The sequence below is a fragment of the Magnetovibrio blakemorei genome, from assembly GCF_001746755.1.
Taxonomy (GTDB): Bacteria; Pseudomonadota; Alphaproteobacteria; order Rhodospirillales; family Magnetovibrionaceae; genus Magnetovibrio; species Magnetovibrio blakemorei.
Genome location: NZ_MCGG01000027.1, coordinates 63,787 through 76,694, shown reverse-complemented (window position 1 = coordinate 76,694; position 12,908 = coordinate 63,787). Strand labels below are relative to the sequence as shown.

Annotated in this window: 15 protein-coding genes; 3 read left to right on the top strand and 12 right to left on the bottom strand. The window is 54.0% G+C overall.

All coding sequences use genetic code 11. The features are described from left to right. Positions 1–9: 9 nt before the first annotated feature. The 9 genes from BEN30_RS09610 to BEN30_RS09570 all read right to left on the bottom strand — a co-directional run bounded on the left by BEN30_RS09610 (position 10) and on the right by BEN30_RS09570 (position 9,334). Positions 10–1,536: a sensor histidine kinase gene (locus tag BEN30_RS09610; protein WP_170827014.1), complete on the bottom strand. Its 1,527-nt coding sequence runs from the start codon at positions 1,534–1,536 to the stop codon at positions 10–12. 191 nt (positions 1,537–1,727) lie between these two features. Continuing rightward, positions 1,728–2,720: a nickel/cobalt transporter gene (locus BEN30_RS09605; RefSeq protein ID WP_069958126.1), complete on the bottom strand. Its 993-nt coding sequence runs from the start codon at positions 2,718–2,720 to the stop codon at positions 1,728–1,730. Then, the gene (locus BEN30_RS09600) at positions 2,717–3,394 is read right to left on the bottom strand and encodes a DUF1007 family protein (protein WP_069958125.1); all 678 of its coding nucleotides are present in this window, start codon (positions 3,392–3,394) and stop codon (positions 2,717–2,719) included. The genes BEN30_RS09605 and BEN30_RS09600 overlap by 4 nt, the downstream gene beginning before the upstream one ends. Before the next feature lie 134 nt (positions 3,395–3,528). Further along, on the bottom strand, positions 3,529–5,247 hold the full coding sequence (locus BEN30_RS09595) for a nickel-dependent hydrogenase large subunit (RefSeq protein ID WP_069958124.1): 1,719 nt from the start codon (positions 5,245–5,247) through the stop codon (positions 3,529–3,531). A gap of 19 nt (positions 5,248–5,266) precedes the next feature. Then, the gene (locus BEN30_RS09590) at positions 5,267–6,529 is read right to left on the bottom strand and encodes a (Fe-S)-binding protein (RefSeq protein ID WP_069958123.1); all 1,263 of its coding nucleotides are present in this window, start codon (positions 6,527–6,529) and stop codon (positions 5,267–5,269) included. Next, positions 6,526–7,191 (bottom strand): hypothetical protein, encoded by a 666-nt coding sequence (locus BEN30_RS09585; protein ID WP_069958122.1) that lies wholly within the window; start codon positions 7,189–7,191, stop codon positions 6,526–6,528. Before BEN30_RS09585 ends, BEN30_RS09590 begins: the two co-directional genes overlap by 4 nt. After that, positions 7,188–8,276, bottom strand: a complete 1,089-nt coding sequence (locus tag BEN30_RS09580) for a hydrogenase small subunit (protein WP_069958121.1) — start codon at positions 8,274–8,276, stop codon at positions 7,188–7,190. Before BEN30_RS09580 ends, BEN30_RS09585 begins: the two co-directional genes overlap by 4 nt. Position 8,277: 1 nt before the next feature. Continuing rightward, positions 8,278–8,730, bottom strand: a complete 453-nt coding sequence (locus BEN30_RS09575) for a hydrogenase expression/formation C-terminal domain-containing protein (protein WP_084005331.1) — start codon at positions 8,728–8,730, stop codon at positions 8,278–8,280. A 121-nt stretch (positions 8,731–8,851) separates the two neighbouring features. Then, complete coding sequence (locus BEN30_RS09570) at positions 8,852–9,334, bottom strand: hydrogenase maturation protease (protein WP_069958157.1); 483 nt, start codon at positions 9,332–9,334, stop codon at positions 8,852–8,854. Positions 9,335–9,399: 65 nt separating this feature from the next. On the opposite strand from BEN30_RS09570, the gene BEN30_RS09565 reads away from it, so the two are divergent. Both BEN30_RS09565 and mobB read left to right on the top strand, forming a co-directional pair. Next, positions 9,400–9,636, top strand: coding sequence for a HypC/HybG/HupF family hydrogenase formation chaperone (locus tag BEN30_RS09565; protein WP_069958120.1), 237 nt, complete (start codon positions 9,400–9,402; stop codon positions 9,634–9,636). Between the two features lie 41 nt (positions 9,637–9,677). Continuing rightward, positions 9,678–10,169, top strand: a complete 492-nt coding sequence (gene mobB, locus BEN30_RS09560; protein WP_245649033.1) for a molybdopterin-guanine dinucleotide biosynthesis protein B — start codon at positions 9,678–9,680, stop codon at positions 10,167–10,169. Between the two features lie 9 nt (positions 10,170–10,178). Here mobB and BEN30_RS18635 read toward each other — a convergent pair whose 3' ends face one another. After that, entirely contained in the window at positions 10,179–10,355 is a 177-nt protein-coding gene (locus BEN30_RS18635; RefSeq protein WP_170827013.1) for a hypothetical protein, read from the bottom strand. 214 nt (positions 10,356–10,569) lie between these two features. Here BEN30_RS18635 and BEN30_RS09555 point away from each other — a divergent pair, with 214 nt between their 5' ends. After that, positions 10,570–10,893, top strand: coding sequence for a hypothetical protein (locus tag BEN30_RS09555; protein WP_139134949.1), 324 nt, complete (start codon positions 10,570–10,572; stop codon positions 10,891–10,893). An 85-nt stretch (positions 10,894–10,978) separates the two neighbouring features. Here the strand turns inward: BEN30_RS09555 and glnA are convergent, their stop codons facing one another. Continuing rightward, the gene (gene glnA / locus BEN30_RS09550; protein ID WP_069958117.1) at positions 10,979–12,400 is read right to left on the bottom strand and encodes a type I glutamate--ammonia ligase; all 1,422 of its coding nucleotides are present in this window, start codon (positions 12,398–12,400) and stop codon (positions 10,979–10,981) included. 152 nt (positions 12,401–12,552) lie between these two features. Beyond that, positions 12,553–12,891, bottom strand: coding sequence for a P-II family nitrogen regulator (locus BEN30_RS09545; protein WP_069958116.1), 339 nt, complete (start codon positions 12,889–12,891; stop codon positions 12,553–12,555). Between the last annotated feature and the right edge of the window lie 17 nt (positions 12,892–12,908).

Below are 12,908 nucleotides of genomic sequence, written 5' to 3'. Positions count from 1 at the left end.
CAGGGCGTCTTAAGAGACGGCGCTTTCATGGGGGAACGTCAGACGCATTTCAGTGCCGACGCCGGGGGTGGATTTGATGTCCAGCCGACCGCCATGCAGTTCCATGATGCGCTTGGTCAGGCTGAGCCCCAACCCGGTGCCGGTGGTTTGGCGGGTATAGGCTTTGTTGTCGACTTGGCCGAACGGCTTCAGGGCAAGGGCGATTTCGTCTTTGTTCATGCCGATGCCGGTGTCTTGGATAACGATGGTGTGGCCATGGGAGCCGCAATCATTATCGATTGTGATGCTGCCTTCCTGGGTAAACTTGACGCTGTTGCCGACGACGTTAAACAGCGCTTGTTTCACTCTCAAGGGATCGACCAACATCATATGGGTGTCATGGGTGTTGTTGATGATCTTGATGTTCTTTTTGAGAGCCACCGTTTTCATCATCAAAAGCACCGCATTGATCAGGTCGTTCATGTGGACTTTCTGGAGTTGTAATTCCATTTCCCCGGCGTCGATCTTGGACATATCGAGAATTTGGTTGATGGTTTCCAGCAAATGACGACCGCTGGATACGATCAGGCTGGAGTATTCCTTGTATTGATCCGGAAGGGGCCCGAGCATTTCCAAATTCAGCATTTCGGAAAATCCGATAACGGAATTCAAAGGGGTGCGCAGCTCATGGCTCATATTGGCGAGAAATTCTGATTTTGCCTCGTTGGCGGCCACGGCTTCTTCTTTAGCCTGCAATAAATGGTGGTGGTGGCAGAGATACAGCCACAACAAACCGGACACCCCCGCCGCCAGCGTCAATGCCATTATCAACACCAGCAAGCTTAATCCCAAGTGCGTTTTTGCAAAGGAATCTGGCGCAGACAACGATAGCCTCCACACCCGGTCCCAAACTTTGAAATCGTGATGAGCCACAAATTTTGTTTTGTCGGTGACGGACGAACTGCGATAGATCAGACGATCGCCATTGGTGATCAAAAATGCACTGTCGGGGCCAAGGCTTTTTGAAAGCGCCTCTTCAATAACCACGGATGTGCGAAATACAGCCGTCAGAACACCGTCAAACTGACCGTTGCGTTGGGTCGGGAAATAGCCGACCACACCGGTGTAACCTTGCAACAATGTGACAGGAGGCGTGACGTGAGGGATGAGTGTCTGAGAAACGCGGTTGAACACTTCGGCGGCTGGCGCAATGGTCAGGATGCTTCGACCGATGGTGTTCGGGTTTTCCGAAGCGGGCACAACCCATTGAATCTTGCCGTGTGTGTCAATCCAATTGGTGGCCTGAAAACCTGTAAAGAGAGAGTTGATGAGCCTGGCTTCTTGGATAAAGGATTCCTGATCTGGGAATAATCCGTCATTCCATTTTTGTGATAGATGAAAGACAATGTGCAGCCGAGTGTTGAAAAAATCTTCTAAGCGGATGGCGGCCTGTTCGGTGATGATTTTGGTGTTTTGAATTTGACCTTCGGCTTGGGACTGGCTGACAAATCGGTCCGTTATCCACAGCAAAGAGGCCAGCGCTAAAAACAGTGCCAAAGGCACTCCATTGCGAAATAGAGGGCTAAGCACTTTGACTGAATTGCTTTTATTTTGCTTCATGTTTAGCGGATAATCTATTTGCGCTACCACAACAATTGGTTATTTTATGCACTGTAACTCAATTTCAGAGCGACATCCATTGTGAACAATTAATTATAATATAAAGCTAAACCATTGATTTAAAAGAACTAGAAAAAGGGATGGGTTGGTGCGATGAGGCTGTTGAACAACAGCGTTGCGCCGACAAGGACAATAACAAACCCGCCCAGGATCATCAGTGCGCTGCCCAGAAATCCGGCGCGCAGGCCCCAGGCGCTGAGAAGTTCCGTCAGCGGCCAGCGCAGGCTTTGCGCGCCGACGGCCAAGGTAGACACCATGATGGCGGTGCCCAGCGCCATCGCCAGAACCGCCAAGATTCCGCTCATGACAAAGCCAAAGGAAAACGTCAGCACCAACACCAAGATGGCGCCTGTGCACGGACGAATGCCGACCGCCAGGGCAATTGACGCCGCGCGCCAAAAGTTGGAGGCCTCTTGCACCTGCTCGGGTGTCGGCGCATGGCTGTGTCCACACCCGCAGGCTTCATCGTGGCTGTGGTCATGCAATAATTCTTTTGAAGTCTTAGGCAGGGGCACCAGCGCCGAAGAGGGGGCCTTAATCAATGGCAAAATACCGCGCACCAGCAAATAGATGCCCAATACCGTGACGGCGGCAAAACTGATGGGGTTTAAGACATCGTCAGCAGACGTCGCAAATCGATGAACGCCACCGTCCACCAAGGTCGACAAAACACCGACCACGAGGATGGCGCTCAAGGCTTGCACAAAGGCCGCACCAAACGACAGCCCAATGGTGCGGTGAAAGCGCGTTTCATGCGAAAGGGCGTAGGCCGAAATGACCGCCTTCCCGTGACCGGGGCCGATGGCGTGAAAGATGCCGTAGACAAAGCCCAAGGTCACCAGCGTCCAGGTTGCGCCCCCGCCGACGCCCCCAGCGGTGTCTCTGAGTGCCACCACACTGTCGGACAAACTGCGTGAAAACCAGCGTTGTTGGTTGAATACATACACAACAATGGCATCAAACCATGCTTTTGCTTCACCGCTGAACAAGGCTAAGGCACCCAATCCCAGCACCAGGGCGACTATCACCAAACTGAGCATTTTCTTGCGCGATAAACTCATGGGCAAGTCAACGCAACGGTTTCGGCAAAATACGTCCCCAGGGTATCACCGCCGTTTTGCGTCTGGTCAAGCGATGCGGCCAGACCGATCACCTCGGTCGGCGGTGTCGGGGCGATGATTTCGGCTTGGCACGTGTTGGTGTTCTCAAACGTGACCAAAGGGCCTTTTTCGGCGTAGAGGATTTCGATGTAATACGTGGGGTCAAAGACTGCGTAGGTGATCTTGTGAGCCTTGGGGTCGATTGGGGTCGGCAAGGGGATTTCAAAGCGCATCCAGAGACGTTGGTCACGGATTTCGGTTTTGAATTCGGCAACGTCACCTAAGGTTTGTTTTTCATCATCGGCTTTAACGACGGTAAAATAATCATATTCGCGCAAGTTTTTTAGGTTTTCACTGGCCGTCTCATTCAGCAATTTGGCCAGATTTTCAGGGGACGGCGTGCCTTGCTTGAGAATGTCTTCCAAAATGAAAGCCGAATAATACAGGCCAAACGTCCAGTCCATCACCAACGCCGACACGCGTCCTTGCTCGTCTTGTTTGACGGTGCTGCGCAGATCAATCCAGGCATGGGGATGGGCCTGTGCCAATGGGGACGCAGCAATCCACACAATAACGGCCACTACGTTGGCAACCAGGAGGCGGAGAAGGAGGGGGGTAAAGGTTTGGACGTTCATCGTTGACGATCTGCAATGGGGTTGAGACAGGTGTTATATTATAACATATTATGTCGTTATCAAGGCAAGGTCGCACCACACATGAAAAAGGGCGGCCCGAAAGCCGCCCTTTTGTCGAAGTGTGTTGGACGCCATCAGGTGACGTTGATTTGCAGCATTTCTTCGCCGTCATCGCCCGTCAAATGCACCGCACAGGCGATGCAGGGGTCGAAGCTGTGGATGGTGCGCAAAATCTCCAAGGGCTGTTCGGGGTTGGCCAGAACGTGGCCTTTAAGGGCCGCTTCGTAAGGACCGGCTTGACCGTGCAAGTCGCGCGGTCCGGCGTTCCAGGTGGTCGGAACGACGGCTTGATAGTTGGCGATCTTTTGGTCTTCGATAACGATCCAATGGCCCAGGGCGCCACGCGGGGCTTCCATGTAACCCGCCCCTTGGGCTTTTTTCGGCCAGGTTTTGGGGTCCCAGAGAGCATCGTTGTGGGTGTCCAAATCGCCCGCTTTGATGTTGGCCACCAACTGGTTGTACCAACCGCGCATGAAGTCCAAATAAATCTTTGTTTCCAATGTCCTGGCGGCGGTGCGGCCCAAGGTGGAAAACAGCGCCGCGACCGGAACGTCCAAGGTTTTTAGGGTGTAGTTGACCAATTCTTGGGCGTGATTGTTGCCGCTGGCGTACATCATCAACATGCGCGACAAGGGCCCGACTTCCATCGCCTTGCCTTTCCAGCGCGGCGATTTCAGCCACGAATAGCCGCCGTTCACATCCAGCTGTTCATAGGGAGGCTTAGGGCCTGTGTAATTCAGTTCGGTTTCGCCCTTATAGGGGTGCAAACCCGTGCCCGCGCCGCCTTTGTAGTCGTACCAGGAGTGATCGACGAATTCCTGGATCTGGCTTTCTTCGTCCAAATCGACGTCGTGAATGGTGGACAAATCGCGGTCCAAGATCACGCCGCGCGGCACCAGGAAGGTGGACGCGTCGTTGGTGTCACCGGTGGGAAAATCACCATAGGTGAGGAAGTTGCCAACCCCTTCGCCGATGGCGCCCCACTCTTTGTAAAATCCGGCAATCGCCAAGGTGTCCGGCAGATAAGCCAGATTGACGAAGTCCTCCATTTTGGTGATGACCTCGGAAATTTTCGACAGGGTCTGTATGTTTATGGCACCGTCGGAATTGGGGTCCAACGAGCACGCCACGCCCCCCACCAAGAAGTTCGGGTGCGGGTTCTTGCCGCCGAATATGGTGTGCAGCTGAACCACGTCGCGCTGCCATTCCAAAGCGTCCAGATAATGCGCCACCGCCATCAAGTTGGCTTCGGGCGGCAGCTTGTAAGCCGAATGCCCCCAATAGCCGTTGGCGAAAATACCCAACTGGCCTTGATCAACAAAGGTTTTGAGCTTTTTCTTCACATCGGAAAAATACCCCGGTGAGGACCTGGGATAGTTGCTGAGGGACGACGCCAGCGCCGATGTTGCTGCGGGATCGGCGCTCAGCGCGGATACCACGTCCACCCAATCAAGCGCATGCAGGTGATAAAAATGCATCACGTGATCGTGCACATACTGCGCCGCAATCATCAAATTGCGGATCAGTTGCGCATTGGCGGGGATTTTGTAATTCAGCGCGTCTTCCACGGCGCGCACCGAGGCGATGCCGTGCACCAACGTGCACACCCCGCAGATGCGTTGGGCGAAAGCCCAGGCATCGCGCGGATCGCGGCCACGCAAAATAATCTCGATCCCGCGCACCATGGTGCCCGAAGAATAAGCCTCGGCGATGGTGTTGCCCTGCATTTGGGCTTCGACGCGCAAGTGGCCTTCAATACGGGTGATCGGGTCTACGACCAGTCTTTTACTCATTGCTCAGTTCCCCTTACGCTCAGGCGTCATCGTCGAGATATTCGGCGACCAGTTCGGTCAAGCCCATCACTTCTAGGTCCATGTTGAATTCTTCCAACACGTTGTCCAGGGTGTGATGGCAGTAGGCGCACATGGTCACGATGGCGTCCGGATTGACCTTGTCGATCTGTGCTTTTTTGCGTTTAAACGCGATATTGCGCAACGGTGCTGCACGTTCATTGGCACCCACGCCGCCGCCACCGCCGCAGCACCAGTTCATGGTCCCGGCGTCTTCGGTTTCGACGAAGTTTTCGGCGACCATGTTCATCAGGCGACGCGGTTCTTTGTTGATGCCGCCGCGCCGGTTGATCTGACAGGGGTCGTGGAAGGTAAGTTTTTGGGTGTTCATGCCCTTGGTTTTCAGTTTGCCTTGGGCGCGCAGTTGGTCCAGCAACTCGATGATGTGAATGACTTCGAAGTTGTAGGCCCGTCCGATCAGGTTGGGGCCTTCCCACCGCAAGGCCTGATAGGCGTGGCCGCATTCGGGGCTGATCACGCCTTTAACGCCCAGCTTTTCCGCCGCATCGACCAAACGCTGCACCAGCGTGCGGGCAATGTCGCGGCTGCCGATCTGGATGCCGACGTTGGTGGCTTCAAACGCTTCGCTGGAAATGGTCCAGGTCACGCCGGCCTTTTTGAAGATGCGCGCCATGGCGCCCAGCACATCGGGGAATTCGGCGATTTCTTGTGCCGACAAGATGACCATATAGTCCACACCGGGCTTGTCGAATTCGATCTCAATGCCGGTGTCTGCAACGGCGTTTTTCACTTGCGCATGAATGGCTTTGCTCAAGTCGCCCATGGCGCTGTTGCCGTCGATGTGGCGTTGCGCGGCACCAATCAATTCCACCGGGCCATGGCCAGAAGCGCTCATACCTTCGCGCATTTTGCGGATCATCATGGTGAGATCATTGCCCACCGGACACACCAAGGTGCACCGGCCACACATGGTGCAACTGTCATAGACCAGCGGTTCCCACGCCGTAAGGTCGGCATCGGTGATGGGCTTTGTCAGGCCCAGCCAGCCGCCAATGCGCCCCAAAAGGGTGAATTCGCGAGACCACATCCGACGCATGAGGTCGAGCTTTTTAATCGGTGTGTACTGGGGGTCTTCGGTTTCGCGGTAAAACAGGCAGGCTTCTGCACACAGTCCGCAACTGACGCAACTGGTGAAAAAGCTGGCAACGGGGGCGTCGATTTGTTCGCGCAGGGCGTTGAGGCCGCGCTCTAGTGTGGCGCTCATGATTCAGCTCCTTTCCGGCCTTGGATTGAGCCGTTGTAGTAGCGGGCAAACACGAAGCTTACGGCGTGCATCAGTTTGGTGAACGGGAATGCGATCATCAGTGCTTCAACGCTCAAGAGGTGAACCGCCAGCATCATGGTCGGGTCGCCGAACAGCTTGTTCACGGCAACATAGCCGGTGATCAAAGGCAAGACGCTCAACAGCAACACCAGATAATCGTCAAAGGTGGTCAACGACTTGCGCACCGGATCGGTAAGACGCGAATACGTCAAAGCCACCACCGCCAGCACCGCCAACGCCGTCACACTTTCGATAATCACGCGGCCCGCAGCGGGCCATGAGATGCCGAAGGCGTCTTGGATCAACGCAATGTGCGGGGCGAAGAAGAAAAACGCGATGAAGAACCCTAAGTGAAAAATGTAACCGCCGAGATAAGTGACGGGGGCGAACTTTATCAACCCTTTGCGCGGGACGGAGCGGCTGAAGATGGTCTTAAGGCCTTGCAAAAAGCCGTTGCCTTTGGCCGGGGCCATGTCCTTCTTGCGCCCCAAGATGATGATTTCGGTGAGGCGCAGCACGATGCCGCCAATGAAAATGGCGAGCGCGATGTCGAACCCGGGTCCGCGCGCCCACATGAGAAGATCAAATGCTGGATTGTTCATGACGATTTCTCCAGGTCGTGTGCGTCTACGGTTTCATGGTTCTGAACGGCCTTGGCTTTCCCAGCCTTTGCCAGCAGGGCACTGGCCACGCCGACAGCCGCACCACCGACAACGGCAGCCACGCCCATTTTGCGATAATCACCGGAAGGCACAGACAGGGGTTTATAGAACCCGCCGTTGTCCCAGAAATCCGGTTCCGTACAGCCCAGACACGGATGGCCCGCTTCGATGGGGAAGCTGACGCCGTTGTTCCATTTCACGGTGGCGCAAGCGCTGTGGGTGGTGGGGCCTTTGCAGCCCAGCTTGTAGAGACACCAGCCTGCACGCGCCCCTTCGTCGTCGAAGGTTTCGGCGAATTTGCCTTTGTCATAGAACGGGCGGCGATAGCACCGATCGTGAATGCTTTCGCCATAAAAGGCTTTGGGGCGGCCCAATTCATCCAACTCCGGAATGCCGAAGGTTAGGAAGTGCGCCAATACACCGGTCATCACCACCGGAATGGGCGGGCAACCCGGGACGTTGATGATCGGTTTGTCTTTAATAATATCCGAAACCGAAACCGCCCCGGTCGGGTTGGGGTTGGCATGGGGAATGCCGCCATACGCCGCACAGGTGCCGATGGCGACAATGGCCGCAGCCCCCGCCGCGGTTTCTTTCAACATATCCAAATTGGAGATGCCGGCAATGCAGGAATAGCCTGGGTTGTCCAAGGGGATGGAGCCATCGACAATCAACAAGTACTTGCCGTAATTGTCTTTCATGGCCTGTTCCCGCGCCGCTTCCGCCGCATGACCAGAGGCCGCCTGCAAGGTGTGGTGATAATCCAGCGACACCGAATTGAAGATCAGGTCTTCAAGGGTTGGGGCATGGGAACGAGTGATCGATTCCGTACAGCCTGTGCATTCTTGAAACGAAAGCCAAATCACGGACGGACGCATGGCGGTTTCCAGTGCATGTGCCACGCGGGGCACCAGGGCAGGGGAAAGCGCCATCAGCGACGTCAAGGATGCGCAATACTTCATGAAGGCCCGGCGGCTAACGCCGTGGGTTTTCATCAGTTCCGGTAACATTGGTTTGTTCGCCATGTCAGGTGTCCCCTTGTGGTTTACCGATGGACTCAATCGCGCCTAAGTGCTCCACCAAGGTCGCCAAACCTCGCTCGGCATCTTCAGGTTGCGTCTTTAGGATATTGGGCAGGAAGGTGATTTCGATAAAACGCGACTGAAACGCGCCGTTGGTGTCTAGGTGATCGACACGCCACACGCCGGGAATCGCCGTTTCCCGCACATGGCTTTGTCCCATGATCGTTAAGGTGGCGTCGACTTCGCCTTGCCCCAGAATTTCCTCTAAAATCCGCTCATCGCCGGGGGCAAATGGAATCGCTCCCAAATCGATCACACTCTCGGTGCCGGTTTTTAAAAGATGTTCTAAGGCGTGTTTGATTTCGTGGAGAAAGGGAATGGCGTTTCCCGTTGTGACAAAGGAAAACACATCATCCTTTTCAGGAGAGTCTTTGGCGCTAGAATGCTTGCAATCCATGGAATGAAGCCCCTCGATCGACCCACACGATCCCCAATTACATCAATGATGGTAAAGCATAATTTAGAGGATGGCAATAAATTCACAGGAATAGGGCGTATATTATTTAGGTTTGTCTAAATTAGGACCGCCAAATATGAATAAGCTGCAAAATGGACTCAGCCGCTTTGGGTACGGCGGCGGCCACATCCGCCGTTAAATGCTCACCGATGGTGAGGACGGCGGGCTGGATACCCACCAGCGCACGGTGTTTGGGAACCGCTTCACGCAAGCGCAGACCGTCGAGAATATCGTCGAGCCCGATATCGTGTGGACTGCGCCCGCGGTGGCGTAGAAAGTGATCCATATCGGGACCTTCAAAGATTTTAACGGCACCCGGTTTATCGTTCAAAACGGCGGCATCGACAATGATCATGGCGTCAGCGTCTTCCATGGCGACCAACAAACTCAGTCCCATGGTGCCACCATCCATGAGGGTAAGCCCCTGAGTCTGTTCAGCTGGCAAATCTTGCAGATGCTTGACCACGTCGACGCCCACGGCTTCGTCGCTGAGCAAGATGTTGCCCAGTCCAAGCACCAAAATTGTTTCTTGTCTTGTGATCATGGGCGTCAGCATACATAGTTCGCTCAGACCAGACGAATGAAATTTACAACGGGAAAACAATCCTCATGTGTTTGACGGTGCCCATGAAAGTGGAACAGATCGACGGCCATCGAGCACGTTGCACGGCCTTGGGGGAAGAGCGCTGGGCCGATTTAACCTTGATGGCGGACGCCCCACCCAAAGTTGGGGATTACATCATTGTGCACCTTAAATTCGCCCAACGGATTGTCGACGAAGAGGATGCTCTGAAGTCGTATGCATTGTTTGATGAAATTTTCACAGCCTTAGACGGACCAAAATGACTTCTCATGCACCCCACAATGTACAGGGCCCTAAGTATATCATGGGCATCATCGGATGGAGCGGCAGCGGCAAGACGACGCTTTTGGGCAAGCTGATCCCGGACTTAACGGCGCGTGGCTTAACGGTTTCGACCATGAAGCACACCCATCATGATTTTGATATGGATCAACCCGGAAAAGACAGCTATCGCCACAGAGAAGCGGGCGCGAAAGAGGTCTTGCTGACGTCGCGCAAACGCTGGGCGATGCTCCACGAACTGCGCGAAGACCCTGAATACGCCATCGATGATTTGATCAAAATGATGGCCCCGGTGGATGTTTTGCTGATTGAAGGGTTTAAATCCCACACGTATCCGAAAATTGAAATCAATCGACCCTCACGGGGCAAAAAACTGATTTGCGAAGACGACGACAGTGTGGTCGCCTTGGCGACGGATGAACCATTTGAAGGGGTGGGGATACCGCAACTGGACCTCAACAATGCAAAAGCCGTTGGCGACTACATTGTGAGCTATCTACACGTCAAAACCTAAGGGGCAAACCTAGCGGTCTGCGTCCATCTGAATCCGCCCTTGGATTTCATGCAAAACACCATCCCAAGAGTTTTCCTGACAAACTTGAAGGGCGTCTTCCACACCCAGGCGGTGGACCAATTCGTCTGCCAAGTGGGCGATGTCGTCGTCGGTATTGTCGTGGCTATGATCTTGATAATAGGACATTCTGGCCTCCTCTGGTCTTTCTTGACCATCACCAGTATATGTGGCGAAACCTTTCCAGCCACTTAACACAGTATAGAAGCATATCATGGCTGTATTGGGGCGATGTGCAGGGATGATTCGTCACGAAACGTCTTGGCTTAGACGGCTTGTTTGCCAATTGTTCACACTTTGCGGATCAGACTTATATCTGCCAGCGCAGATGAAAGGGGTTTTCATGGCCTTACCCGGCAACAGTGATGTGTTTTGGGAACGTGTTGAGCGCGAAATGCAAAAGCATCATCCCATCAGCTATTTCTTCCATGCGCAGTTGCTGCGCGGGGGGATTTTGGTGATTCTCTTCACCGCCGTTTATTTGGTGCTCGGCACCATTTTGGAACCCGCAAGGGGGTATTTCCTCAGTCACATGGAAGTTTACATTCATCCCGTTTACTGGACGCTGGGCGGCATAGTTTTGATTATTTGCGGCGCAATTTTACGCTTTCGCGCCATGGGCCCCGTCATCGAAAAGATGAAAATGAACGATGAGAAATATACCTAACGCAAAGGCCGTTGGATCACAAATCAGCTATAAAAAAAGCCCCGCCGTTTCTGGCGGGGCTTTTCGTTATGCGGCTGCGTTTGAATTAGCAGCTGTAGTACATCTGGAATTCGACCGGGTGAGGAGTGTGTTCGAAGTTGTACACATCTTCCCACTTGAGGGCCAGATAGCCGTCGATCATGTCGTCGTCCATCACGCCGCCCTTTTTCAGGAATTCGCGATCGGCGTCGAGGCAATCCAGCGCTTCGCGCAAGCTGCCACACACGGTCGGAACTTGAGCCAGCTCTGCAGGCGGCAAGTCATAAAGGTTCTTGTCCATAGCATCGCCGGGGTGGATCTTGTTCTGGATACCGTCAAGACCAGCCATCATCATGGCGGTGAAGGCCAGGTACGGATTTGCGGTCGGATCCGGGAAACGGACTTCGACGCGCTTGCCCTTCGGCGAAGCCACAAACGGGATACGGCAAGAAGCGGAACGGTTACGGGCCGAATAAGCCAACAGAACCGGAGCTTCAAAACCGGGGATCAAACGCTTGTAAGAGTTGGTCGACGGGTTGGTGAACGCGTTCAAAGCCTTGGCGTGCTTGATGATGCCGCCAATGTAGTAGAGCGCTTCTTCGGACAGATCAGCGTAGCCATTGCCTGCGAAGGTTGGCTTGCCGTCTTTCCAGATCGACATGTGGGTGTGCATACCAGAACCGTTGTCGCCAGCGACGGGCTTCGGCATGAAGGTCGCCGTTTTGCCGTAGGTGTGTGCGGTCATGTGGGTGCAGTACTTGTTGATCTGGATGTCATCAGCAGCACGAACCAAGGTCGAGTAGGTCATGCCCAATTCATGCTGAGACGGCGCCACTTCGTGGTGATGCTTGTCCATGGTTAGGCCCATTTCCCGCATCACGGTAACCATTTCGGCACGCAAATCGTGAGCAGAGTCAACGGGAGGAACCGGGAAGTAACCGCCTTTAACGCCAGGACGGTGACCCATGTTGCTTTCTTCCATGATTTTGCCGGTGACGTAAGGACCTTCGTCACTGTCGAATTCGTAGGAGCAGCGGTTCATGGAAACATCAAAACGCACATCGTCAAAGACGAAGAATTCGAGTTCCGGGCCGAAAAAGGCGGTGTCGCCAATGCCGGTGGATTTCAGATATTCTTCAGCGCGTTTGGCAACCGAACGAGGGTCACGGTTGTAGCCCTGACCGGTGGACGGCTCTTGGATGTCGCAGAACAAGATCAGCTGCGGCTGGGCGCAGAACGGATCCATAACGGCGGTGGTGGCGTCCGGGATCAACGTCATGTCGGATTCGTTGATGGCCTTCCAGCCTTCGATGGATGAACCGTCAAACATGATGCCGTCTTCGAACGCATCCGCGTCGACAAAATCGGTACACATGGTCAAGTGCTGCCATTTACCCTTGGGGTCGGTAAAGCGCAGATCGACGAAATCGATGTTTTCGTCTTTCAGATATTTGATAACGTCAGCAGGAGTCTTGCAATCCAAAGACATAGTTTTGTTCCTCAGTGGATGGTGGTTTTAAGGGTTTAGGCCGATCTTAAGGAGGTCCCGCATGGTAAATGTGTGACCGGGTATATGTGCGACCGGAATTGAGGTGGAATTAGATCAGGTCTCGCTTATTAGGTTTCGTAGTGCAAACCCTGTTAAATGGCATCACTACCGGTTTCGCCCGTGCGAACCCGGATGGCTTCTTCAACAGGAAGAATAAAAATTTTGCCGTCCCCGATGCGTCCCGTATGGGCCGCTTGAAGAATGGCTTCAACCGCGCGTTCGACCAAACTGTCGTCGAGCACCACCTCAAGTTTGACCTTAGGCAGGAAGTCGACAACATATTCTGCGCCGCGGTAAAGTTCAGTATGGCCTTTTTGCCGCCCAAACCCCTTGGCTTCGATGACGGTGATGCCTTGCAGGCCCACTTCATGAAGGGCATCCTTCACCTCGTCCAGTTTGAAGGGTTTGATGATGGCTTCGATTTTTTTCATCGCTCAATTTTTCTCCG

What these genes read in the sequence shown, in the direction of transcription:
- BEN30_RS09605 (WP_069958126.1), bottom strand. Translation starts at nt 2,720, where the DNA reads ATGAGTTTATCGCGCAAGAAAATGCTCAGTTTGGTGATAGTCGCCCTG.
- BEN30_RS09600 (WP_069958125.1), bottom strand. Translation starts at nt 3,394, where the DNA reads ATGAACGTCCAAACCTTTACCCCCCTCCTTCTCCGCCTCCTGGTTGCC.
- BEN30_RS09595 (WP_069958124.1), bottom strand. Translation starts at nt 5,247, where the DNA reads ATGAGTAAAAGACTGGTCGTAGACCCGATCACCCGTATTGAAGGCCAC.
- BEN30_RS09590 (WP_069958123.1), bottom strand. Translation starts at nt 6,529, where the DNA reads ATGAGCGCCACACTAGAGCGCGGCCTCAACGCCCTGCGCGAACAAATC.
- BEN30_RS09585 (WP_069958122.1), bottom strand. Translation starts at nt 7,191, where the DNA reads ATGAACAATCCAGCATTTGATCTTCTCATGTGGGCGCGCGGACCCGGG.
- BEN30_RS09580 (WP_069958121.1), bottom strand. Translation starts at nt 8,276, where the DNA reads ATGGCGAACAAACCAATGTTACCGGAACTGATGAAAACCCACGGCGTT.
- BEN30_RS09575 (WP_084005331.1), bottom strand. Translation starts at nt 8,730, where the DNA reads ATGGATTGCAAGCATTCTAGCGCCAAAGACTCTCCTGAAAAGGATGAT.
- BEN30_RS09570 (WP_069958157.1), bottom strand. Translation starts at nt 9,334, where the DNA reads ATGATCACAAGACAAGAAACAATTTTGGTGCTTGGACTGGGCAACATC.
- BEN30_RS09565 (WP_069958120.1), top strand. Translation starts at nt 9,400, where the DNA reads ATGTGTTTGACGGTGCCCATGAAAGTGGAACAGATCGACGGCCATCGA.
- mobB (WP_245649033.1), top strand. Translation starts at nt 9,678, where the DNA reads ATGGGCATCATCGGATGGAGCGGCAGCGGCAAGACGACGCTTTTGGGC.
- BEN30_RS18635 (WP_170827013.1), bottom strand. Translation starts at nt 10,355, where the DNA reads ATGTCCTATTATCAAGATCATAGCCACGACAATACCGACGACGACATC.
- BEN30_RS09555 (WP_139134949.1), top strand. Translation starts at nt 10,570, where the DNA reads ATGGCCTTACCCGGCAACAGTGATGTGTTTTGGGAACGTGTTGAGCGC.
- glnA (WP_069958117.1), bottom strand. Translation starts at nt 12,400, where the DNA reads ATGTCTTTGGATTGCAAGACTCCTGCTGACGTTATCAAATATCTGAAA.
- BEN30_RS09545 (WP_069958116.1), bottom strand. Translation starts at nt 12,891, where the DNA reads ATGAAAAAAATCGAAGCCATCATCAAACCCTTCAAACTGGACGAGGTG.